The 26,840-nt window shown below is 70.6% G+C and carries 2 protein-coding genes (1 of these 2 cut by a window edge); both read right to left on the bottom strand.

Going from position 1 to position 26,840, the window contains the following annotated elements; all coding sequences use genetic code 11:
• Positions 1–5,502, bottom strand: partial view of a type I polyketide synthase gene (locus LIV37_RS45820; RefSeq protein WP_167525946.1) — the 5' portion only. It extends 28,182 nt beyond the left edge of the window; 5,502 of the gene's 33,684 nt are visible here — the first part of the coding sequence; the start codon lies at positions 5,500–5,502; its stop codon lies off the left edge, out of view.
• The gene (locus LIV37_RS45815) at positions 5,499–26,804 is read right to left on the bottom strand and encodes a type I polyketide synthase (protein WP_243146538.1); all 21,306 of its coding nucleotides are present in this window, start codon (positions 26,802–26,804) and stop codon (positions 5,499–5,501) included. The genes LIV37_RS45820 and LIV37_RS45815 overlap by 4 nt, the downstream gene beginning before the upstream one ends.
• Between the last annotated feature and the right edge of the window lie 36 nt (positions 26,805–26,840).

Here is a 26,840-nt window from a genome sequence, read left to right as displayed (position 1 = left end):
ATCCCGGCCCTGACCGTACGTGGCCAACAGGGCCTGCGCCTCGATCGGATCACCCAGCGCCGTACCCGTACCATGCGCCTCCACCGCGTCCACATCCACCGCCGACAACCCAGCGCTCGCCAACGCCTGCCGGATCACCCGCTGCTGCGACGGACCATTCGGCGCCGTCAAACCATTCGACGCACCATCCTGATTCACCGCGGAGCCGGAGACGACGGCCAGCACCGGATGCCCGTTCCGCTCGGCATCCGACAACCGCTCCACCAACAACAGCCCAACACCCTCCGACCAGCCCGTCCCATCCGCACCAGCGGCAAAGGACTTGCAGCGGCCATCGGCGGCCAGCCCACGCTGACGCGAGAACTCCACGAAAGCGGTGGGTGTCGCCATCACGGTGACACCACCCGCAAGCGCCAACGAGCACTCACCCAACCGCAACGCCTGCACCGCCAGATGCAACGCCACCAACGACGACGAACACGCCGTATCCACCGTCACCGCCGGACCCTCAAGCCCCAGCGTGTACGACACCCGACCCGAAATGACGCTGCCCGAACTACCGGTGAGGAAATAGCCTTCGGATGCTTCGGCATGGCCATACCCCTGCGGCGAGGCTCCGACGAACACTCCCGTCCGACTGCCCCTGACCGAGGCAGCCGGGATACCGGCCCGCTCGAATGCCTCCCATGCCGCGTGCAGCAGCAGCCGCTGCTGCGGATCCATCGCGATCGCCTCACGCGGCGAGATGCCGAAGAAGCCCGGATCGAACTCGCCCGCGCCCTGGACGAACCCGCCGACACGCGCATACGACGTCCCCGACTCCCCCACAGCCGCGTCGAAGAGGCCGGTCAGGTCCCATCCACGGTCCGTCGGAAAGGCCGTTATGGCATCGCCGTCGGAGTCGACCAGCCGCCACAGGTCCTCGGGAGACTCGACATCCCCGGGGAAGCGGCAGCTCATGCCGACAATGACAATGGGATCACCGTCGTCCGGTGCGGTCGCCTGCAACGGCGCCACACTGTCCTGCGGCGAACCGAGCAATTCCACGCTCAGATATTCGGCGAGGGCCACAGGAGTCGGATAGTCGAAGATCATCGTGGCCGGCGGTCGGATACCGGTGGCCGTGGCGATCCGGTCGCGGAGTTCCACCGCCGTCAGCGAGTCGAAGCCGATCTCCTGGAACGTCCTGACGGGATCGATGGCCTCCGGCCCCTGGTGCCCCAGCACTGCCGCGGCCGAAACACGCACCAGCTCGACGGCCACGCGCATGCGCTCGCCCTCGGACATGGTCTGGCAACGGGCCGCGAATTCACCCAGTGAAGCCCCAGACTCGGACGCGTCGGGGATCAGCTCGCTCAGCAGTGGGCTCGGACGCAACGCGGTGAACCTCGACCCGAACCGCTCCCAATCCACATCCGCCACCACAAGAGCCGTCTCACCATCACCCAACGCCCGCCCCAACGCAGCCACCGCCAACCCCGGAGCCATCCCCGACACACCACGCTCAACCAGGAACTCCTCACCCCCAACAGCCATACCACCCCCACCCCACATCCCCCACGCCACCGACGTCGCCACCAACCCAACACCACGACGCCGCCACGCCAACCCATCCAAAAACGCATTCCCCGCCGCATACGCCGACTGACTACCACTCCCCCACACCCCCGCCACCGACGAGAACAACACAAAGGCATCCAAGGGCATATCGCGAGTCAGCTCATCCAGGTGAATGGCTCCCGCGACCTTCGCCCGCATCCCGTCCTCAAGAGCCTGGGCGGTGAGGGCGCTCAACGGATCCCAGCTCGGTACTCCCGCGGCATGGACGACCACGCGCAGTTCCGGGATGGTGTCGAGCAGCTCCGCGACCGCGTCCCGGTCGGCCACATCACACGCCACGACGCGAGCCGATAGGCCAGTGGCCGACAGTTCGGCGACCAGTTCCCGTGCTCCGGGAGCGTCCGCGCCTCGCCGGCTCGTCAACACGATCTCGTCGACCCCGGTAGCCGCGAGCCATCGGGCGACATGGTTCCCCAGGGCACCCGTTCCACCGGTGATCAGCGCGGTCCCCGACGCCTCCCAAGCAGTGGACGGCCCCGGGCCCGACGTCGTCGCGCGGCTCAGGCGACAGCCCAACACCTCGTCGCCACGGATCGCCGTGTGGTCCTCACCCGTGGCGCCCGAAAGCACCGAGCACAACAAACCGGAGGTTCGCTCGCCCCATGCGGTGGGCAGATCGATCAGCCCACCCCAACGGTCCGGGTGTTCAAGCCCGATCACACGGCCCAGACCCCAGACGGCCGACGCATACGGATCCACCACATCCCCGTCCACAACGGAGACCGCACCCCGCGTCACACACCACAACGGTGCATCGCCCCCCGCTGCCACAAGGGCCTGGAGCAGTGACACCGTCGCCTCGACCGACAACAACGACACCACACCCGCGACCGGCCCCGCGTCCAGCTCATCGATCGTTACGACACGCACCTCGGCACCGGCGCCCCGCAGCGCGGCGACAACGTCCGCCTCCGCCTCATCCGGCTCGACCACCACCAACCACAGGCCGGAGAGCTGCGAAGAAGGGCCCGTGACCGGGGCCCAGGACAGCCGATACCGCCATGCGTCGATGACCGACTGTTCCTGCCGCGCCCGTCGCCACGACGCCAACGCGGGCAACGCGACACTCAACGGCTGCTCAGCATCAACCCCAAGAGCCTCCGCATCGCCCCGCTCGACCGCGTCCCAGAACCCCGCGTCCACCGCGCTCGTCACAGGCCGCCCAGGGGATGACTCCAGCCAGAACCGCTCACGCTGAAAGGCATACGTCGGCAAATCAACCCGCCGAGCACCCGGGAACACCGCATCCCACTCCACCTCCACACCCCGCACATACAGCCCACCCAGAGCAGCCATGACGGCCAGGGGCTCCGGACGATCCCGGCGCAAGACAGGCACACCATCGCCGTCGACCAGCGCGGTCAACGTGCCATCCGGCCCCAACTCCAGGAACGAACCAACCCCCTGCTCGCGGAGAGTACTCAGCCCATCGGCGAACCGAACCGTCTCCCGCACATGCCGCACCCAGTACTCCGGCGAACACAACTCCTCGCCCGCCACCGCACCGGACACGTTCGACACGACGGGCACACTCGGGGCACAGAACTCAACACCGTTCAGCACCTCACCAAATTCCGCGAGCATCCCATCCATACGAGCCGAATGAAACGCATGACTCACCCGCAACCGCCGCGTCCGCACCCCACCCTCGGCGAACCTCTCCTCGATAGCGTGCACCGCACCCTCATCACCGGAGATCACCACCGACTCGGGACCATTCACCGCCGCAACCACCACACCATCGGCCAGCAGCGGCCGCACCTGATCCTCCGACGCCGCCACCGCAACCATCGCACCACCCAACGGCAACGCCTGCATCAAACGACCCCGCGCAGCCACCACCCGAGCCGCATCCTCCAACGACCACACACCCGCCACAAACGCCGCAGCCAACTCACCAATCGAATGACCCAACAAATAATCCGGCCTCACACCCCACGACCTGATCAACCGATACAGCGCCACCTCCAGCGCGAACAACCCCGCCTGCGCATACGCCGTCTCCCCAATCAACCCGGCATCATCACCCCACACCACCTCACCCAACGGCCTATCCAAATACCGATCCAGCTCCCCACACACCTCATCCCACGCCGCAGCGAACACCGGATACGCCTCATACAACCCACGCCCCATCCCCAACCGCTGCGACCCCTGACCCGCAAACAACACACCCAACCCACCCACCACCGGAACACCCACAACCGGAACACCCTCCAAAGCCCCCAACAACTCACCACGATCCGCACCCACCACCACCGCACGATGCGACAACCCAGCACGCCCAGTCGCCAACGACCACCCCACATCCACCGGATCCAACCCCGGATCACCCACCACAAACTCCCGCAACCGCTCCACCTGCGCCCGCACCGCAGCCTCACCCGCACCCGACACCACCCACGGCACCGCAGGCAGCGCAACGCCCTCGGCGCGGGACTCCTCCACCTCAGGCGCCTGCTCCACAATCACATGCGCATTCGTCCCACTCACACCGAACGCCGACACACCCACCCGACGTGGCCGATCCACCTCCGGCCACGCCACCTGCCCCGTCAACAACTCCACCGCACCAGCAGACCAATCCACGTGCGGCGACGGCTCATCCACATGCAACGTCCGCGGCAGCACCCCATGCCGCATCGCCATCACCATCTTGATCACACCAGCCACACCCGCAGCCGCCTGCGTATGACCGATATTCGACTTCACCGACCCCAACCACAACGGCCGACCCGCATCCCGATCCTGACCGTACGTGGCCAACAGGGCCTGCGCCTCGATCGGATCACCCAGCGCCGTACCCGTACCATGCGCCTCCACCGCATCCACATCCACCACGGACAAACGCGCATTGGCCAACGCCTGCCGGATCACCCGCTGCTGCGACGGACCATTCGGCGCCGTCAAACCATTCGACGCACCATCCTGATTCACCGCCGAACCACGCACCACCGCCAACACCCGATGCCCAAGCCGCTCAGCATCCGACAACCGCTCCACCACCAGCATGCCGACGCCTTCGCCCCAGCCGGTGCCGTCCGCCCCGGCAGCGAACGCCTTGCAGCGCCCATCGGCGGCCAGGCCGCGTTGCCGGGAGAACTGGACGAAGGTGCCGGGTGTCGCCATCACCGTGACACCGCCCGCGAGCGCCAGCGAGCACTCGCCCGACCGCAACGCCTGCACCGCCAGATGCAACGCCACCAACGACGACGAACACGCCGTATCCACCGTCACCGCCGGCCCCTCAAGCCCCAGCGTGTACGACACGCGGCCGGAGGCGACGCTCGCCGCGCTTCCGATTCCGACGTACCCCTCGAGCTCGTCCGGGACCGCCGACAGCCGCGAGACGTAGTCGGAGGACATCAGTCCGGCGAACACCCCGGTCCGGCTGCCCTTCAGGGAATCGGTCGGGATACCCGCCCGCTCCAGGGCCTCCCACGATGCCTCCAGCAGCAGCCGCTGCTGCGGATCCATCGCCAGCGCCTCACGTGGCGAGATTCCGAAGAGGCCGGGGTCGAAGTGGCCGGCATCGGGGAGGAACGCGCCCTCACGGGCGTACGACCGGCCCGCGCGATCCGGGTCGGGGTCGTACAGTCCGTCCAGGTCCCAGCCTCGGTCGGTGGGGAAACCGGAGACCGCGTCCACCGCCGACTCCGTCAGCCGCCACAGGTCTTCCGGGGAGCTCACCCCACCCGGAAGACGGCAGCTCATACCGACGATCGCGATCGGCTCGCGGCTCTTGGCCTCGACGTCCTGGAGACGCTGACGCGTCTGGCGCAGATCGGCGGTGAGCTTCTTGAGGTACTCGAGTACCTTTTCGTCGTTCGACATCCCCGTGCCAGTCCCCTCGATTTCCGGTCGGACGTTCTCGCTGCTCATGACCCATCGAGTTCCTGGTCGATGATTCCGAACATGTCGTCGAGCGAGGCGGATTCGAGGTCCCGCTCAACCGTGCCCGGCCGTTCCGGACGGTGCAGGTCGGCCCACATCGCAACGATGGTCTCCATTCGCGAGGACAGCTGCTCGCGCAGGGTGTCGTCCTCGGCCATCGCGGAAATCATGGCGGCCACCTTGTCCAGCTCGCTGAGCCGGGCCGCGACCGGGTCAGCGGTCTCCGGCACGATCCCGACGAGCAGGTGCTCCGCCAGCGCGACAGGTGTCGGATAGTCGAAGATCGCGGTCGCCGCCAGCCTGATTCCGGTGGTAGCACCCAGCCGGTTGCGCAGCTCCACCGCGGTCAGCGAGTCGAAGCCGATCTCCTGGAAGGTCCGGGCCGTGTCGATCGCCGACGGGTCGGGGTGCCGCAGCACGGTGGCGACCTGCCCGCGTACCAGCCCCAGTACGGTCTGGCTCTGTTCCGCGCCCGACATCTCGGCAAGGCTCTGCCGTAGAGCCACCCCACCGTCACCGGCCTCGGCGGCCCGGCGTGGCGGGGCCGGTGCCAGCGCGCTGAGCACGGGCGGCACCGTACCGGTGGCCGCCACCGCACGCAGGTGCAACGGGGTGGCCACGAGTGTGGGTTCGCCACTCCGGCACGCGGCGTCGAACAGCTCGAGACCGCGCTCGTCGGAGAGGGGAACGGCGCCCGTACTGGTCATACGGGCCACGTCCTGCTCCGACAGATGTGCGGTCAGGCCACTGCGCTGCTCCCACAGGCCCCATGCCACCGACACCGCGGGGAGCCCCTGGGCCCGCCGGTGCACGGCCAGCGCGTCGAGGAAGGCGTTGGCCGCGGCGTAGTTGCCCTGCCCGGCGCTGCCCAGCACTCCGGTGGCGGAGGAGAACAGTACGAACGCGTCCAGGTCCAGTCGGCGGGTCAGCTCGTGCAGGTGCCACGCCGCGTTCGCCTTCGGCCGTAGGACGGTCTCCACTCGATCTGCGGTCATCGAGCCGATGACACCGTCGTCCACCACACCGGCGGTGTGGACGACGGAGCGCAGCGCCGGAATGGTGTCGAGCAGCGCGGTCAGCTGGGCACGATCGGCCACATCGCAGGCGGCGACGCGGATTCGGGCGCCGAGCGCCTCCAGTTCGGTGGCCAGTTCCACGGCGCCGCGCGCGGTGTCACCTCCGCGACTGGCCAGCACCAGGTCACGTGCGCCATGGGTGGTCACCAGATGGCGGGCGACCAGGCCGCCGAGTGTCCCCGTCCCGCCCGTGATCAGTACGGTGCCCGTGTCCCAGGCGGAAGTCTTCCCATCCGGTACGGCCGCCTTGACCAGCCTCGGCACCAGCACCGTACCGGCCCGGACGGCCGCTTCGGGTTCCCCTGTCGCGAGCATCGCGGGCAGTACCCCAAGGTCCGAGTCGTCATGGTCGATCACGACGAGCCGGTCGGGGTTCTCCTGTTGTGCGGTGCGCAGGAGTCCCCGTACGGCGGCCGCCGCCAGATCCTCCACGTCGTCACCGGTGGTTGTGGCCACCGCGCGGCGGGTGAGCACCATCAGGCGGGTGTCGGTGTACCGCGCGTCCCCGAGCCACTCCCGCACCACGCCCAGCACTCGGCGGAGGGCGGACGAGGTCGCTTCCGGGGCCGGGCCGCCATCCGCCCCGGGCGGGCACGACAGGACCAGCACATCCGGCACCTGGTCGATGGAGGCGAGGTCCCGATGGTGTTGTGGCGACACACCGTCCGCGGTCAGCGCCGCGGTCAGTCGAGGCTCGTCGTGGCCGCCCAGCAGGCCCCAGGACAGGGCCTGCGGGCCGGTGGCCGCCGTGGGGACGGGAAGCTCCTTCCACTCCAGCCGGAACAGCGCATCGCCGCGGCTGCCGCCCGCCTCGAGCAGTCGCTGCTCCGCGAGCGGACGCATCGCCAGCGCGTCGATGGACAGCACGGGCGTCCCGATGGTGTCCGCCATCCGGATGGCCACCGTGTCCGGTCCGGCCGGGCTGAGCGTCACCCGCACGGTGGTGGCGCCCACCGCGTGCAGGGTCACCCCGCTCCAGGAGAAGGGGAGATGGGCCTGGCCCGGTTCGCTGACGAAGGCGCCAAGGCCGATGCCTTGCAGGGCCGCGTCCAGCAACGCGGGATGCACTCCGCAGCGGGCGGCGTCGCCCCTCATCTGTTCGGGCAACGCGACGTCGAGGAACACTTCGCTGTCCCGGACCCATGCCTTCCGCAGGCCCTGGAAGGCGGGGCCGTACTGATAGCCCCGCTCGGCCATCGTCGTATGCAACTCGGCGACATCGACCGGCCGGGCATCGGCCGGTGGCCAGACCGACGGGTTCGCGGGCGGATCGCCACGCTCGCCCGCCCGCAGGGTGCCTCCGGCGTGGCGTGTCCAGTCACCCTCACAGCGGGAGAACACCGTGAAGGGACGACCTCCGAGGTCGTCCGGGCCGCCGACCGACACCTGGAGCTGCACGGTCTCCTGCTCGGGCAGGACGAGCGGCTCGTGCAACGTCAGCTCTTCCAGTGTGTCGCAGCCGAACCGTGCCCCCGCCTGCAACGCGAGCTCCACGAACGCGGTGCCCGGCAGCAGGACCATGCCGAGGACGGAGTGGTCGGCCAGCCATGGCTGCCCGGCCAGCGACAGCACACCCGTCAGCACACAGCCGTCCGCGTCCGGAAGCGGCACCGCCGCGCCCAGCAGCGGATGGTCGACGGTGCCCAGGCCCAGCCCGGACGCGTCGCCCGTGCCCGTCGACGGCGCCAGCCAGAACCGCTCACGCTGGAACGCATAGGTGGGCAAGTCGACTCGTCGAGCGCCGGTGCCGTCGAAGGCCGTCTGCCAGTTGACCTCGACACCGCGGACGGACACCTCGGTCAGTGACGTCAGGAACCGTCGTACGCCTCCCTCGTCCCGGCGGAGCGAACCGCTGGCCACGATTGGGGTGTCCATCACGTGGGCGGTGTCCTGGATGCCGACGGTCAGCACCGGATGCGGACTGGCCTCGACGAACACCGTATGGCCCTGGCCGATCAGAGCCTCAACGCTGCTCTGGAACTCCACCGTCTCCCGCAGATTCCGGTACCAGTACTCCGCATCCAACTCGACGGTGTCCATCAACCGCCCCGTCACCGTCGAAAAGAACGGCACCTCACCCACACGCGGCCGCACCGGCGCCAACGCCTCCGCCAGCCCCTCCCGAACCTCCTCCACCTGCACCGAATGCGACGCATAATCCACCGGAACCCACTTGGCCTCCGGGAACTCCGCCAACACCCCATCCAGCACCCCAACAGACCCCGACACCACCGTCGACACCGGACCATTCACCGCCGCCACCGACAACCCCACACGATCCCGCAGCCGATCAGCAGCCACCGGAACCGACACCATCCCACCCCGACCCGCCAAAGCCAGCAACGCCTTGCTCCGCAACGCCACCACCCGCGCACCATCCTCCAACGACAGACCCCCCGCCACACACGCCGCCGCAATCTCACCCTGCGAATGACCCACCACCACCGACGGCACCACACCAAACGAACGCCACAACTCCGCCAACGACACCATCACCGCCCACAACACCGGCTGCACCACATCAACACGCCCCAACGCCACCTCATCACCCAACACATCCCACAACGACCACTCCACAAACGGCGCCAACGCAACCGCACACTCACCCAACCGCCCCGCAAACACCGCCGACGACTCCACCAACTCCAACGCCATCCCCACCCACTGCGACCCCTGCCCCGGAAAGACAAACACCACTTCGCGCCCCGCCTCGGCGGCGCCCACGGATTCCACCGCGTCCAGCTCGCACAGCAGTTCCGTGCGGTCCGCGCCCACGACGACGGCTCGGTGCGACAGGGCAGCGCGGGTCGCGACCAGGGACCAGCCCACGTCCACGGGGTCGAGCTCGGGGTTCTCCCGTACGAAGGACGCCAGCCGCTGGGCCTGGGCCCGCAGCCCGGCCGCTCCCGCGCCCGACAGCACCCAGGGCACCGTGGGCAACCCCGACCGGCCGGTGTCCGGTCCGCCGTTCTCATCCGGCTCCGGGGCCTGTTCGAGGATCACATGGGCGTTGGTGCCGCTCACCCCGAACGCGGACACCCCGGCCCGGCGCAGGTGGTCCCGGTCGGGCCACGCGGTCTGCTCGGTCAGCAGCTCCATGGCCCCGGCGGACCAGTCGACGTGCGGGGAGGGCTCGTCGATGTGCAGGGTGCGCGGCAGTACGCCGTTGCGCAGCGCCAGAACCATCTTGATGAGTCCGGCGGCACCCGCGGCCGCCTGGGTGTGCCCGATGTTGGACTTTACCGAGCCCAGCAGCAGCGGCCGATCCGGATCCCGGTCCTGGCCATACGTGGCCAGCAACGCCTGCGCCTCGATCGGATCACCCAGCGTCGTACCCGTGCCGTGCGCCTCCACCGCGTCCACATCCTGGGAGGCGAGTCCGGCGTTCGCCAGCGCCTGCCGGATCACCCGCTGCTGCGAGGGGCCGTTCGGCGCGGTCAGGCCGTTGGACGCGCCGTCCTGGTTGACGGCGGAGCCACGGATCACCGCCAGCACCTGGTGGCCGTTCCGCGTGGCGTCGGAGAGCCGTTCCAGGACGAGCACCCCGGCGCCTTCGGCGAACCCGGTGCCATCAGCGGCGGCGGCGAACGACTTGCACCGCCCGTCCGGTGCGAGTCCGCGCTGGCGGGAGAATTCGACCAGCAGGTCCGGTGTCGTCATCACCGCCACGCCGCCCGCCAGCGCCAGTGTGCTTTCGCCCCGGCGCAGGGACTCACACGCCCAGTGCACGCTGACCAGCGAGGACGAGCACGCGGTGTCCACGGTGACGGCGGGGCCTTCGAGGCCGAGGGTGTAGGCCACGCGGCCGGAGATCACGGAGGTGGAGTTCCCGGTGAGCAGGTACCCCTCGGAGCCGTCCGGAGTGGCGGCCTGGCCCGCGCCGTACGTCGTCGAAGCGGCACCCGCGAACACCCCGGTTCGGGTGCCCTTCAGGGCGAGGGGATCGATACCGGCGCGTTCGAAGGCTTCCCAGCACGCCTCGAGCCACAGCCGTTGCTGGGGATCCGCGGCCAGCGCCTCTCGCGGGGAGATGGCGAAGAATCCCGCGTCGAAGTCCGCCGCGTTCTTCAGGAAGCCACCGGTCCTGGCGTATGTCGTACCGGACCGGCCCGGGTCCTGGTCGTAGAGCGTGTCGAGGTCCCAGCCTCGGTCGGCGGGCAGCTCCGAAATCGCGTCCGTGCCGCTCATCAGCAGCTTCCACAGCGCCTCCGGGGAGTCCACCCCGGAGGGGAGCCGACAGCTCATGCCGACGATGGCGATCGGTTCGTCGGCCGGGTGCGCGGCCGCCGGTGCCGGTACGGGCGCCGCCACATCCGTGGAGCCGAACAGCTCGGTGTCGAGGTGGCGTGCGAGCGCGGCCGGAGTGGGGTGGTCGAAGATCAGGGTGGCCTGCAGGCGTCGGCCGGTCGCCGTGCGCAGCCGGTTGCGCAGCTCCACGGCGGAGAGCGAGTCGAAGCCGAGTTCCTTGAACGGACGCTGGGGTGTCACCGATTCCGGACCGCCGTGGCCGAGCACGGCCGCCGCCTCCCGGCGGACCAGGTCGAGCAGGGCGCCGAGGCGTTCGTCCACCGACAGCCCGGTGAGGCCCTCAGCCACACCGTTGCCCGCACCATCGGCCGGGCCCGGAAGGGCGCGGGCGAGCGGAGCACGTACGAGGCCACGCAGCAGGGCGGGTACCGGCTCGGGGCCCGGCGACGACGGTTCATAACGCATCGGCACCAGCAGGGTGTCGCCGGTCGCGCGGGCGGCGTCGAAGAGGGCCAGCCCCTCGTCGGTGGACAGCGGCAGCACACCGGACCGGGCGAGCCGGTCGGTGGTCAGGTGTTCGGTCAGTCCACTGCGCTGCTCCCAGAAGCCCCAGGCCAGAGAGGTCGCGGGGAGTCCCTGTGCCCGGCGGCGCGCGGCCAGCGCGTCCAGGAAGGCGTTGGCCGCCGCGTAATTGCCCTGCCCCGGGCCGCCGAGCACACCGGCCGCCGAGGAGAACAACACGAACTCGGCCAGGTCGCGGTCCCGGGTCAGTTCATGCAGATGCCATGCGGCGTCCGCCTTGGGGCGCAGTACCGTCCGCAGCCGCTCCGCGGTGAGCGACCCGATCACGGCGTCGTCGAGGACACCGGCCGTGTGCACCACGCTCCGCAGGTCCGGCAGCGAGGCGAGGAGTGCGGCGGTGGCGTCCCGGTCCGACACATCGCATGTGACCACCCGCACTCGTGCCCCGGCGGCCTCCAGCTCGGCGACCAGCTCGGCCGCGCCCGGGGCGGCGTCACCGCGACGCCCGGCCAGCACCAGTTCCGTCGCTCCGTGCTCCCGCACCAGATGGCGAGCCACCAGACCGCCCAGTGTCCCGGTGCCCCCGGTGATCAGCACGGTGCCGCCGGAGACCGGTCGCGGAATGGTGAGGGCCAGCTTGCCGATGTGGCGCGCCTGAGAGAGGTGGCGGAAGGCATCGCTCGCCTGCCGTACGTCCTGGACGCGCAGTGGCAGCGGGGTGAACACGCCCTGCCGGAACAGGGAGAGCAGTTCGGTGAGCAGTTGGCCGATACGGTCCGGACCGGCGTCGAGCAGCTCGAAGGCCCGGTACGACACACCGTGGCGCGCCATGACCGCATCGGCGTCCCGGAGGTCGGTCCTGCCCAGCTCGATCAGCCGTCCACCGGGGCGCAGCAGTCCGAGCGACGCGTTGAGGAGTTCGCCGGTCAGCGAGTTGAGTACGATGTCCACACCGTCCGGTGTGTCGGAGCGGAAGCGGTCCGCGAACTCTGTCGTGCGGGAGGACGCGATCCGCCGCGGGGCGACCCCGCATGCGCGCACCGCAGCCCACTTGGCCGGGCTCGCGGTGGCGAACACCTCGGCGCCCAGCCAGCGCGCCACCTGCACCGCCGCCATCCCGACGCCACCGGCCGCCGCGTGCACCAGTACCGACTCGCCGCTCCGCACTTCGGCCAGATCGATCAAGGCGTACATCGCGGTGAGGAAGGCGATCGGGGTGGCGGCGGCCTGCGGGAAGGACCACCCCTCCGGGATCGGCGCCACCAGCCGGTGATCCGTGATCGCCACCGGTCCGAAGGCGCCGGAGAACAGGCCCATCACCCGATCTCCGGGTGCCACTCCCGCTACCCCGGAGCCGATCTCCAACACCGTTCCGGCGGCTTCGCTGCCCAGCAGACCGGCCTTGTCCGGGTACATCCCCAGGGCGAGCAGTACGTCGCGGAAGTTGACCCCGGCCGCGTGCACGGCCACCCGGATCTCGTCCGCGGCCAGCGGCCTGGACGCCTCCGCGCAGGGCGCGATGGCCAGGTTCTCCAGAGTCTCCTGAGCGCCGGTCCTCAACCGCCAGGTGTCCGTCTGCGCCGGTACCGGCAATGCCGACGGGGCGGCCCGTACCAGCCTGGGCACCAGCGCCCTCCCCGCCCGGATCGCCACCTGTGGCTCATCGGTGGCGAGCACCGCCGGCAACGCCGACGGATCCTCGTCCACCGTGTCCACGAGTACGAAACGGCCGGGGTTCTCGGTCTGCGCGGTCCGGATGAGACCCCAGACCGCGGCGGCGGCAAGGCTCCGCGGGTCTTCGCCGGGCGTGGTCGCGACCGCGCCCCGCGTCATCACGACGAGGCGGGCGTCCCCAAACCGGTCGTCCGCCAGCCACGCCTGCGCGACCTCGAGGACATGGCTGGTGAACGCGTAGACGTCCTCCGGGCCCTCCTCGGCGGTGCCTCCTGTGGTCTCCGTGGTGGAAAGCCCGAACACCACGGCCCCGTGCACAAGTTGGGGCGCCGCCAGCCCGGTCAGCTGGGCCGCGGACTCGACGGCGGGGAAGGCGACTTCGTCCGAGGTGTTCGAGGTGTTTGAGGAGTCCGAGGTGTCCAGGGTGAGTTCGGTCCAGTTCACTCGGAACAGTGAGTCGTCGTGGGCGCCACCGAGCCCGCCCTCGGACACCGGGCGCAGGACCAGAGAGTCCGCCGTCAGCACCGGCGCACCCGTGCCGTCCATGGCCAGCAGTGAGATGGCGTCCGGCCCGGCGGGCGACAGAACGACCCGCAGGGTCGTGGCACCGACGGCGTGCAGAGTGACACCGGTCCAGGCGAACGGAAGGTGCGGTCGGCCTGGTTCGGTCACGAACCTGCCCAGTCCGGCGCCGTGCAGGGCGGCGTCGAGCAGGGCGGGGTGGACGCCGCAACGGCCCGCGTCGCTCTCGGCCGTCTCGGGCAGGACCACCTCGGCGAACACCTCGTCGCCACGCCGCCATGCGGCGCGCAGCCCCTGGAAGACGGGTCCATACGCGTAGCCGCGTGTGCTCATCTCGGCGTAGACACCGGTGAGGTCGACCGGTGTGGCGTCCGCCGGGGGCCACACCGCCCGGTCCGCGGTGGCCGTTTCACCGCCGGGGCTGAGGGTGCCGGTGGCGTGCCGTGTCCAGGTCCGGTCCTGGCCCGGCCTGGAGTACACCGTGACCGGCCGCCGGCCGCTGTCGTCCGGTCCGCCGACCGCCACCTGGAGCTGTACGTCTCCGTGCGCGGGCAAGACGAGCGGCGCCTGTAGGGTCAGCTCATCCAGCGTCCGACAGCCCAGGTGCAGCCCGGCCTGAAGGGCCAGTTCCACGAACCCGGTGCCCGGCAGCAACACCTTGTCCAGCACAGCGTGGTCAAGCAGCCAAGGATGGGTGGCCGAGGAGAGCGCGCCGGTCAGCACACAGCCATCGGATTCGGGTAGGGGCAACACGGCGCTCGCCAAGGGGTGAGCGAGGCCGACGAGGCCCGCGCCGCCCACATCACTCGCACCGCGCACCGGATCCAGCCAGAACCACTCGTGCTGGAACGCATACGTCGGGAGATCGACCTGCCGCGCTCCGGTCGCGGCGAACAGCGGCTGCCACTCCACGGGCACACCCTCGGTGAACAGTCGGCCGACGGTGCTGAGGAAGCGCGCCGGACCGCCGTCGTCGCGGCGCAGCGATCCGCTTACGACGATGTCGGTGGCGGTGGCGTCGGCGGTGTCCTGGACGCCGACGGTCAGCACCGGATGCGGACTGGCCTCGACGAACACCGTATGGCCCTGGCCGATCAGAGCTTCAACGGTGCTCTGGAACTCCACCGTCTCACGCAGATTCCGGTACCAGTACTCCGCATCCAACTCGACGGTGTCCATCAACCGCCCCGTCACCGTCGAAAAGAACGGCACCTCACCCACACGCGGCCGCACCGGCGCCAACGCCTCCGCCAGCCCCTCCCGAACCTCCTCCACCTGCACCGAATGCGACGCATAATCCACCGGAACCCACTTGGCCTCCGGGAACTCCGCCAACACCCCATCCAGCACCCCAACAGACCCCGACACCACCGTCGACACCGGACCATTCACCGCCGCCACCGACAACCCCACACGATCCCGCAGCCGATCAGCAGCCACCGGAACCGACACCATCCCACCCCGACCCGCCAAAGCCAGCAACGCCTTGCTCCGCAACGCCACCACCCGCGCACCATCCTCCAACGACAGACCCCCCGCCACACACGCCGCCGCAATCTCACCCTGCGAATGACCCACCACCACCGACGGCACCACACCAAACGAACGCCACAACTCCGCCAACGACACCATCACCGCCCACAACACCGGCTGCACCACATCAACACGCCCCAACGCCACCTCATCACCCAACACATCCCACAACGACCACTCCACAAACGGCGCCAACGCAACCGCACACTCACCCAACCGCCCCGCAAACACCGCCGAGGACCCCACCAACTCCAACGCCATCCCCACCCACTGCGACCCCTGCCCCGGAAAGACAAACACCACCCCGGAACGCATGCGGGCCTCCCCGACCACGGCACTGCCACCGGCCACGGCCTCCAGCCCACGCAGCAGTTCATCGCGGTCCGCGCCCACGACCACCGCACGGTGTGACAACACCGAGCGGGTCGAGGCCAGTGACCGGCCGATGTCCACCGGGCGGAGTTCCGGCCGGTCGTCGACAAAGGCCTTGAGGCGCGCGGCCTGTGCGCGGACACCGGTCTCGCTCGCACCGGTCACCACCCACGGCACGGCCCTCGTTTCGTCGCGTTCCGGCGAGAGCTCGGGCTGGGCGGTCGGCTCAGGGGCCTGCTCCAGAATCACATGTGCGTTGGTGCCGCTCACCCCGAAGGCGGACACCCCGGCGCGGCGGGGCCGTGCGGTCGCAGGCCATGCCGTCCGCTCGCTGAGGAGCTCCACCGCGCCGGTGGACCAGTCCACGTGGGGAGTGGGCTCATCGATGTGCAGGCTCTGCGGCAGCACACCGTGGCGCATGGCCATCACCATCTTGATCACCCCGGCCACACCGGCGGCCGCCTGAGTGTGACCGATGTTCGACTTGATCGACCCCAGCAGCAACGGCCGGTCCGCATCACGGCCCTGACCATAGGTGGCCAGCAACGCCTGCGCCTCGATCGGATCACCCAACGTCGTACCCGTACCGTGCGCCTCCACCGCATCCACATCCGCCGCCGACAACCCAGCGCTCGCCAACGCCTGCCGGATCACCCGCTGCTGCGACGGACCATTCGGCGCCGTCAAACCATTCGACGCACCATCCTGATTCACCGCAGAGCCACGCACCACGGCGAGCACCCGGTGGCCATTGCGCTCCGCGTCGGACAGCCGCTCCACCACCAGCATTCCGGCGCCCTCGCCCCAGCCGGTGCCGTCCGCCGCCGCCGCGAACGCCTTGCAGCGCCCATCGGCCGCCAACGCGCGCTGACGGGAGAACTCCACGAAGATGCCGGCGGTCGTCATGACGCTCGCTCCGCCCGCCAGGGCCATTGAGCACTCGCCCGACCGCAGGGCCCGCACCGCCAGGTGCAATGCCACCAGCGATGACGAGCACGCCGTGTCCACGGTCAGCGCGGGGCCTTCAAGTCCCAGGACGTAGGAGATCCGGCCGGACATGACCGACGCCGAGTTGCCGGTACCCACCCGGCCCTCGAAGTCACCCGTCTCGTCCGCCTTCAGCAACGACGCGTAGTCCTGGCCGTTCGTCCCCGTGAACACGCCGGTCTCGCTGCCCCGCAGGGTCGTGGGGTCGATCCCGGCCCGCTCCAGCGCCTCCCATGACACTTCGAGCAGCAGCCGCTGTTGCGGGTCCATCGCCACCGCTTCCCGCGGGGAGATCGCGAAGAATCCGGCGTCGAACTCACCGGCCCCGTGGACGAACGCGGCCGCTCGGGTGGCGGAGGTGCCTCGGTGGTCGGGGTCCGGGTGGAAGAGGTGCGCGATGTCCCAGCCCCGGTTCTCGGGAAACTCGCCGATGGCGTCGGAGCCGTCGGCGAGCAGGCGCCACAGGTCCTCGGGGGACGCGACGTCCCCGGGGAAGCGGCAGCTCATTCCTACGATCGCGATGGGTTCGTCGTCCACGGCGCCGATCGCGCGGACCGGGAGGGCCGGGGCCGATCGGTCCTGGGCGTCCTGCAGCAGTTCGCCACGGAGGTACTGCGCCATCGCCAGCGGGGTGGGCTGGTCGAACGTCATGGTGGCGGGCAGTCGTAGGCCGGTGGCCCGGTTGAGCCGGTTGCGCAGTTCGACCGCGGTGACCGAGTCGAAGCCGATCTCGTGGAAGGCCCGGCCGGGGTCGATCGCGTCCGGGCCGGTGTGTCCGAGTACGGCCGCGACATGGCGCCGGACCAGATCCAGCAACGCGCGGTTCCGGTCGGCGTCGGCCATCCCGGCGAGCCGCTCCGCGAATTCCGAGCGCTCGTGGCCGGGCTCGGCGCTCTCCTGGCCGACTCCGGCGTCGACCAGCGTACGCACCTCGGGGAGGTCGGACAGCAGCGGGCTGGGGCGGGTCGCGGTGAACGCGACGTAGTGCCGGTCCCAGTCGATCTCGGCCACTGTGACGACGGTGTCGTCCTGCTCGACGGCGCGTGCCATGGCGGCGACCGCCATCTCCGGCGCCATCTCCGGTACGCCATGGCGGCGGGCCACTTCGCCCACACCGCCCTCGCCCATGCCGTCACCGGCCCACAGCCCCCAGGCGATGGAGGTGGCGACCAGACCCTCGGCCCGCCGCTGCTCGGCCAGCGTGTCCACGAAGACGTGGCCCGGCGCGTAGTTGCCCTGACCGGGTGCGCCCAGAGTGCCGGACAGCGAGGAGAAGAGCACGAACGCGGACAGCTCCATGTCCCGCGTCAGTTCGTGCAGATGCACCGCTCCATCGGTCTTGACGCGCAGCACGCGTTGCAGCTGGTCGGTGGTGAGTGAGTTCAGCGTGCCGTCGTCGAGCACCGCCGCGGTGTGCACCACAGCGGTCAGCGGCCCGACCTCGGCCAGCAACCCGGCCAGGGCGTCCCGGTCACCGACGTCGCACGCCGCCACCGTCACCCGGGCGCCGAGCGCCTCCAGCTCCCCGGCCAGCCGCTCGGCACCGGGCGCGGCCAGGCCCCGGCGACTGGTCAGCACGACGTGTTCAGCGCCCTGGCCGGCGAGCCACCGGGCGACATGGCCGCCCAGCGCTCCGGTGCCACCGGTGACCAGTACGGTGCCGCGGGGTTGCCAGCTCCCGCCACGCTCGCGGGCCGGTGCGTGGGCCAGCCTGCGGCCGAAGAGCCCCGTCGGGCGGATCGCCACCTGGTCCTCGTCCGAGGTGCCGGACAGCACACCGGCGAGGTAGTCCTGGGTTTGCGGGGCCACGTCCTCCGGCAGGTCGATCAAACCGCCCCAGCGCAGAGGCTGTTCCAGGGCGATCACCTTGCCGAGGCCCCAGGTCAGGGCCTGCTTCCGGCTGACGGCCACATCGCCCTTGCCCGTGCCGTCGCCGTCGCTACTACCACTGGCACTGGCACTGGCTCCGGCATCGACGAGCGAGACGCCGCGCTGGGTGAGGCACCACAGCGGAGCTTCCACCCCGGCGTCCCCGAGCGCCTGTGAGAGCAGCAGCGTCATCGCGTATCCCTGAGGGACCGAGGGGTACGCGGGGTGCGGGTTTTCGTCCAACGCGGTCAGCGACACCACACCGCTGATCCTGGGGGTGCCGGCCAGTACCGCGCCCAGCCGGGCGGCCAGCGTGGCACGGTCCAGCTCGGGCTCGCCGAGCACGACCACGAGCGGCTCGGCACCGTGACGGGTCAGCGCATCGGTCACCCCCGCGACCCACTCGTGCCCGGCCTCGGCGTGGGAGACCACGACCATCCATGTGCCGGTGGCCGAAGTGGCGGGCGGGGTGAGCGGCTTCCACCGGATCGTGTAACGCCATGAGTCGATGGTGGAGCCGTCACGGCGTTCGCGTCGCCACTGGGACAGGGCGGGCAGCACTTCGCGCAGCGGCTGCCCGTCGACGCGCAGCGTCGCGGCGAGCGACTCGAGGTCCTCGCGCTCGACGGCGGCCCAGAATTCCGCGTCGATCGCGCTGGTGGGGGCCTCGGCAGAGGTGGCGTCCAGCCAGTAGCGCTCGCGCTGGAAGGCGTACGTCGGCAGATCCACCCGGCGGGCGCCCTGGAACAGCGGCAGCCAGTCGACCTCGACGCCGTGTGCGTAAGCCTCGGCCAAGGCGGTGCGGAAGCGGGTGGGGCCACCGTCGTCCCGGCGCAGTGAGCCCAGTACGAGGCCGCCGTGCGCGTCCGCGTCGTCGAGTGTTTCGCGCAGGCCCGTGGTCAGCACCGGGTGCGGGCTGATCTCGATGAAGGTGTGGTGGCCGTCCTCGACCGCCGCACGGGTGACCCGCTCGAGCTCCACGGTCTCGCGCAGATTGCGGTACCAGTAGTCCGCGTCCAGGCCGGCGGTGTCGATGGGCCGTCCGGTCACCGTGGAGTGGAAGGGGATCGCCGCGGTGCGCGGTTCGATCGGCGCCAGGGCCATGAGCAGTTCGTCCCGGATGTCGTCGATCTGGGGCGAGTGGGAGGCGTAGTCCACCGGGATGCGCTTGGCCGCCGGGAACTCCGCCAGTACCGCGTCCAGCACCTCGTCGCCGCCGGACACCACGGTCGAGGATGGGCCGTTCACCGCCGCGATGGAGACCCCGGGCCGGTCCCGCAGCCGGTCGGCGGGCACCGGAACGGACACCATTCCGCCCCGGCCCGACAGGGCGAGCAGCGCCTTGCCGCGCAGCACGACCACCCTTGCCCCGTCCGCCAGGGACAGGCCGCCCGCGACACACGCCGCCGCGATCTCACCCTGGGAATGACCCACCACCGCCGACGGCACCACTCCGTACGAACGCCACAGCTCGGCCAGCGACACCATCACCGCCCACAACACCGGCTGCACCACATCGACACGGTCCAGCGCTCGCTCATCCGCCAGCACATCCAGCAGCGACCACTCCACCAGCGAGGCCAGCGCATCGGAGCACTCGCCCATCCGCCGGGCGAACACCGGCGAGGACGCCAGCAGTTCCAGCGCCATCCCGGCCCACTGCGACCCCTGACCGGGGAAGACGAACACCACTTTGCGCCCCGGCTCGGCCACGTCCAGGGCCTCCACCACGCCCGGTGCGGGTTCGTCCCGTGCCAGGGCCGTCAGCCCGGCCAGCAGTTCGGCATGGTCACCGCCGAGTACCACCGCTCGGTGGGCCAGCACGGCGCGGCTGGTCAGCAGCGAGAAACCGACGTCCGCCACGCTCCGGTCAGGATGGCTCACCACGTATGCGCGCAGTCGTTCCGCCTGTGCGCGCAGGGCGTGCCGGTCGCGTCCCGAGACGATCCACGGGACCACCGCACCAGGCCCGGCCGCACCGGGCTCCGCGTCACCGGGCCGCTCCACTGCCGTCGGCAGCGGCGCCTGCTCAAGGATCAGGTGCGCGTTCGTTCCGCTGATGCCGAACGACGACACCCCGGCGCGGCGGGGCCGTGCGGTCTCCGGCCATGCCGTCCGCTCGCTGAGGAGCTCCACCGCGCCGGTGGACCAGTCCACGTGGGGAGTGGGCTCATCGATGTGCAGGCTCTGCGGCAGCACACCGTGGCGCATGGCCATCACCATCTTGATCACCCCGGCCACACCGGCGGCCGCCTGAGTGTGACCGATGTTCGACTTGATCGACCCCAGCAGCAACGGCCGGTCCGCATCACGGCCCTGACCATAGGTGGCCAGCAACGCCTGCGCCTCGATCGGATCACCCAACGTCGTACCCGTACCGTGCGCCTCCACCGCGTCCACATCCGCCGCCGACAACCCAGCGCTCGCCAACGCCTGCCGGATCACCCGCTGCTGCGACGGACCATTCGGCGCCGTCAAACCATTCGACGCACCATCCTGATTCACCGCCGAACCACGCACCACGGCCAGGACGGGGTGCCCGTTGCGCCGTGCGTCCGAGAGCCGTTCGACCAGCAGCATGCCGATGCCTTCGGCGAAGCCGGTGCCGTCCGCCGCTCCCGCGAACGCCTTACACCTGCCGTCCGGCGCGAGCCCGCGTTGACGGGAGAACTCCACGAAGACGGTGGGCGTGGACATCACCGTCACACCACCGGCCAGCGCGAGCGAGCACTCACCGAGGCGCAGCGCCTGTACGGCGAGGTGCAGGGCGACCAGCGACGACGAGCAGGCCGTGTCCACGGTGACCGCTGGGCCCTCGAGCCCGAAGGTGTACGCCACGCGGCCCGAGGCGACGCCCGCTGCCGCGCCCGTGCCCAGATAGCCCTCGACACCGTCCGGTGTGGTCGGCAGGCGGGTGAGGTAGTCGTGGTGCATCACCCCGGTGAACACGCCGATCCGCTCGCCCTTGACGGAGGTGGCGGGGATGCCCGCGCGCTCGAACGCCTCCCATGAGGTTTCCAGCAGCAGCCGCTGCTGCGGGTCCATCGCGGTGGCCTCGCGCGGCGAGATCCCGAAGAACGCGGCGTCGAACTCGGCCGCGTCGTAGACGAATCCACCGCTGCGGGCGTACGACGTACCGGCGCGGTCCGGATCCGGGTCGTAGAGACCGTCCAGGTCCCATCCGCGGTCGGCCGGCAGGACGGATATGGCATCGCCGTCCGAGCGCACCAGGTCCCACAGCGCTTCCGGCGAGGTGACCCCGCCGGGGTAGCGGCAGCTCATTCCGACGATGACGATGGGATCGTCGGCGACGAGGGCGGTTCCGGCGGATGTCGCGGCGGCGCCGCTGTCCTTCCCGAGGACTTCGGCGAGCAGGTACTCGGCGAGCGCTTGTGGTGTCGGATAGTCGAACACGGCCGTGGCGGGCATCCGTACGCCGGTGGCGGCGCTGATCCGGTTGCGCAGTTCCACCGCGGTCAGCGAGTCGAAGCCGATCTCCTGGAAGGTCCGCGAGGTGTCGACCGATTGCGCGGAGGCATGGCGCAGCACCGCCGCGATGTGGTTGCGCACGAGTTCGCGTACGACCTGGTCCCACTCGGAGCGGTCCACGGTGGCCAGCCGGTGTCCGAGCGCGGAGGCCGATTCAGGGGCGTCGGTTGCCTCGGTCGCGCGCCGGATCCGCGGCCGGACCAGGTCACGGAGGACGGGAGGCAGGTGGCCGGCGTCCGACCATGCCCGCGGGTTCAGGGGTGCGGCCAGCACCATCGGCTCGTCGGCGGCGAGCGCCGCGTCGAACAGATCCAGTGCCTGGGAGGTGGGCATCGGCACCGCGTGGGCACGCGCCAGGTCGTCGGGCGAGAGGTGCTGGGTCAGTTCGCTGCGTTCCTCCCAGAGGCCCCACGCGATCGACACCGCGGGCAGTCCTCGCGCCCGCCGCTGAGCCGCCAGCGCGTCCAGGAACCCGTTCGCCGCCGCATAGCTGCCCTGGCCCGCGTTGCCCAGCACACCCGCCGCCGACGAGAACAACACGAACGCCGACAGATCCATGCCCGAGGTCAGCTCATGCAGATTCCACGCCGCGTCCACCTTCGCCCGCAACACCAGTTCGACCCGCTCACGCGTCAACGACGTGAGCAACCCGTCGTCCAGCACACCCGCCGCATGCACCACACCGCTCAAGGCGAAGTCCGCCGACAGCCCCGACAACACCCCGGCCAGAGCCTCACGATTCGCGGCGTCACACGCCGCGATCACCACCTCGGCGCCCGCGGCCTCCAGCTCCGCCCGCAATTCCGCCGCGCCATCAGCGTCCGCACCACGACGCGACAGCAGCACCAGCCTGCTCACCCCATGCCGCGCCACCAGATGGCGCGACACCAAACCACCCAGCACACCAGTGCCGCCCGTCACCAACACCGCACCGGAGCCAAACCCATCCGACATCTCGCCCGGCACCGGCACCCGGCCCAGACGCGGCACCCGCACCGCACCCGACCGCACCAGCAGCTGCTCCTCGCCGAGAGCCGGCACCCCGGAAAGCAGACTGTCGACGCCGTCCAGGTCATCGGTGTCCACCAGCACCAGGCGCCCCGGGTTCTCCGACTGCGCGGACCGCACCAGGCCCCACACCGCGGCCCCCGCCACGTCCTCCACACCATCGCCCGCGTCGACAGCGCCCCGCGTCACCACCACCAACCGCTCATCCGCCGGATCCTCATCCGCCACCCACGCCCGCACCCGCTCCAGCACCTCAAGCACATGCCCGTACGTCTCACCCACCACATCCGGACCGTCGGAGACGACCCGCACCACCTCAGTCCTCGGCGCCACCTCACCCCCCGCCGCCACGGTTCCGGACGCGTCCACCCACTCCACCCGATGGAGGGCGTCAGCCCTGTTCCCCCGCGTGTCGTTCAGCCGCTGAGCGGAGACCGGGCGCAGGGCCAATGAGCGTGCCGACAGGACCGGCGCACCGGTGGTGTCCGTGGCCCGGAGGGCGATCGCGTCGCGTCCTGCCGGGGACAGCGTGACGCGCAGGACCGTCGCACCGACCGCGTGCAGCGTGACGCCGGTCCAGGAGAACGGCACATAAGCCTGGTCGTCGTCGGATACGAAGTCGCCGAATCGCACCCCGTGGAGCGCGGCGTCGAGCAGCGCGGGGTGGATCGCGCACCGCGCCGCGTCCGCGCGTGCCTCCTGCGCCACCGCCACCTCGACGAAGATTTCCTCTCCCCGGCGCCAGGCGTCCCGCAACCCCTGGAACACCGGCCCATACACATACCCCCGCTCCGCCAACACCTCATAAACCCCCTCCACCCCAACCCGCTCCGCACCCACCGGCGGCCACACCTCCACCCCCGGCACCACACCACCCCCCACCCCAAGCACACCCACCGCATGCCGAACCCACTCACCCCCACAACACGAAAACACCGACACCGACCGACACCCCACCTCATCCACACCACCCACCGAAACCTGAACCTCAACCTCACCCCGCTCCGGAAACACCAACGGCCCCTCCAAAGTCAACTCCTCAACCACCCCACACCCCAACCACAAACCCGCCTGCAACACCAACTCCACAAACCCCGTACCCGGCAGCAACACCACTCCGGAGAGGGCGTGATCGGCCAGCCAGGGGTGGCCGGCCAGGGACAGCCGACCGGTGAGCAGGCAACCGCCGGACTCGGGCAGCACGACCGTGGCCCCCAGCAGGGGGTGGTCAAGCGCGCCCAGCCCCAGGGCGGAGGCGTCACCCTGGCCGGGCCGGGGCGTCAGCCAGTAACGCTCCCGCTGGAATGGGTAGGTCGGCAGCTCCACCCGCCGCGCCGCCCCGAAGGCCGCGGACCAGTCCACCCGCACCCCGTGCACATGCAGCCGCGCCACGGCCGAGTGGAACTGGGCGAGCCCGCCCTCGCCACGCCGCAGCGAGCCGGTGACCTCCACGGACTCGCCGGAGGCGTCCGCGGTGTCCTGGATTCCCATGGTCAGCGCGGGGTGGGTGCTCGATTCCACGAAGACGCGGTGGCCGTCGGCGAACAGCGCCCGGAGCGCGCCGAGGAAGTCGATCGGCTTACGGGCGTTCCAGAACCAGTAGTCCGCGTCGAGTTCGGTGGTGTCCAGGAGTCCGCCGGTCACCGTGGAGTAGAACGGAACGGTGGACCGGCGTGGCGCCACGCCGGCCAGCAGGGCGAGCAGCCGTTCCCGCAGCGGTTCCACCTGCGGGCCGTGGGAGGCCACGGTGGCGGGCACGACGCGGGCGCGTACGCCGTCCGCCGCGCATGCGGCGACGAACTCTTCCAGGCTCCGGGGGTCGCCGGACACCGTGGCAGCCGCGGGCCCGTTCACCCCGGCCACCACCAAGCGCTCGCCCCACGGCTCGATCCGGGTGGCCAATTGTTCCGCCGGCAGGGCGACCGAGGCGATGGCGCCGTTGCCCACCAGCGTTTCGGCGAAGAGGCGGCTGCGCAACACCACCACCTTGGCCGCGTCCTCCAACGACAGCGCCCCGGCCACACAGGCCGCCGCGATCTCGCCCTGGGAGTGGCCGACCACGGCCGATGGAGTGATCCCGTAGGAGGCCCACAGCTCGGCGAGGGACACCATCATGGTGAACAGGACCGGCTGGACGACCTCGATGAGGTCGAGCGACGGCGCACCGGGCGCGGAGCGCACCACGTCCTCGATGGACCAGTCGAGGTGTGTCTCGAGGGCACGGGCGCATTCGGCGAACCGGCGGGCGAAGGCCGGGGAGGAGTCCAGCAGTTCCACGGCCATACCGGCCCACTGCGAGCCCTGTCCCGGGAAGACGAAGACCACGCCGGTGTCGGAACCGGCCACTCCCTCCACCGCGTTCGGGGCCGGCTCTCCGGCGGCCACCGCCGCGAGGCCGCTCCGCAGTTCCTCCGGTGTGGATCCGATCACCACCGCACGGTGCGACAGCGCCGAGCGGGTGGTGGCCAAGGTCCATCCGAGGTCCCCGGGGTGGGCTTCAGCGGCCACGTCGGCGAGCCGGGCCGCGAACGCCCGCAGACCGGCGTCGCCCTGGCCCGAGAGCACCCAGGGCACCGCCACCGGTTCGGTCCGGGGCGGCTCGACGGGCTCGGCCCCCGATGCCTGCTCCACGATCACATGGGCGTTGGTGCCGCTCACTCCGAAGGCGGAGACGCCCGCCCTGTGCGGCCGGTCGGTGTCCGGCCACGGGGTCCGCTCGGTGAGCAGCCGCACCGCCCCGGCGGACCAGTCCACATGCGGAGTCGGTTCGTCCACGTGCAGGGTGCGCGGCAGCACACCGTGGCGCATGGCGAGCACCATCTTGATGACCCCGGCGACACCCGCGGCGGCCTGGGTGTGTCCCAGGTTCGACTTGACCGATCCGAGCCACAGCGGCCGGTCCCGGTTCTGGCCGTAGGTGTCCAGCAGGGCCTGTGCCTCGATCGGGTCGCCGAGCCGGGTGCCGGTGCCGTGTGCCTCCACCACGTCGACATCGCCCGTGGACAGCTGGGCGTTGGACAACGCCGCGCGGATGACCCGGCGCTGGGAGGGCCCGTTGGGCGCGGTCAGCCCGTTCGACGCGCCGTCCTGGTTGGCGGCGGTGCCACGTACCACCGCCAGTACCGGGTGGCCGTGCCGTTCGGCGTCGGACAGCCGCTCCACCAGCAGCATCCCGGCGCCCTCACCCCAGCCGGTGCCGTCGGCCGCCGCCGCGAACGCCTTGGACCGGCCGTCCGGCGCCAGCCCGCCCTGCTTGGACAGCTCGACGAAGGTGTTCGTCGTCGTCATCACCGTGACGCCGCCCGCCAGTGCCAGCTCGCACTCCCCGTTGCGCAGTGCCTGGACGGCCAGATGCAGGGCGATCAGCGAGGACGAGCACGCGGTGTCCACGGTGACCGTCGGCCCTTCGAGACCGAAGGTGTAGGCGACCCGTCCCGAGAGCACGCTGGCCGCGCTGCCCGTGCCGAGGTGGCCCTGCACATCGTCCCGGGCGGCGCTGAGCAGTGTCGCGTAGTCCTGGCCATTGGTGCCGATGAACACCCCGGTCCGGCTGCCCCGCACCGCGTCACGGCTGACACCGGCCCGCTCGAACGCCTCCCAGGAGGTCTCCAGCATCAACCGCTGCTGCGGGTCCATCGCGATGGCCTCACGGGGAGAGATCCCGAAGAGCGCCGCGTCGAAATCGGCGACGCCGCGCAGGAATCCGCCGTAGCGAGTGACCGACTTCCCGGAGCCGCCGGCGGGGTCGTAGAGGCCGTCCGTGTCCCATCCACGGTCTGCCGGGAACTCCGACACCGCGTCGCCGCCCTCGCGCACCAGGTCCCACAGCGCTTCCGGTGTCGCGATACCACCGGGAAAACGGCAGCTCATGCCGACGATCGCGATGGGCTCGCGGCTCTTCGCCTCGACGTCCTGCAGCCGCTGGCGGGTCTGCCGCAGATCCTTCGTGACCTCTTTGAGGTAATGCCGAAGTTTCTCTTCATTCTCCACGGGACGGCCCTCTCAACGCGGTGCTGGACTCACTCG

The organism is Streptomyces rapamycinicus NRRL 5491 (genome assembly GCF_024298965.1).
Lineage (GTDB): Bacteria > Actinomycetota > Actinomycetes > Streptomycetales > Streptomycetaceae > Streptomyces > Streptomyces rapamycinicus.
This window is presented reverse-complemented; position numbering and strand designations above follow the sequence as displayed.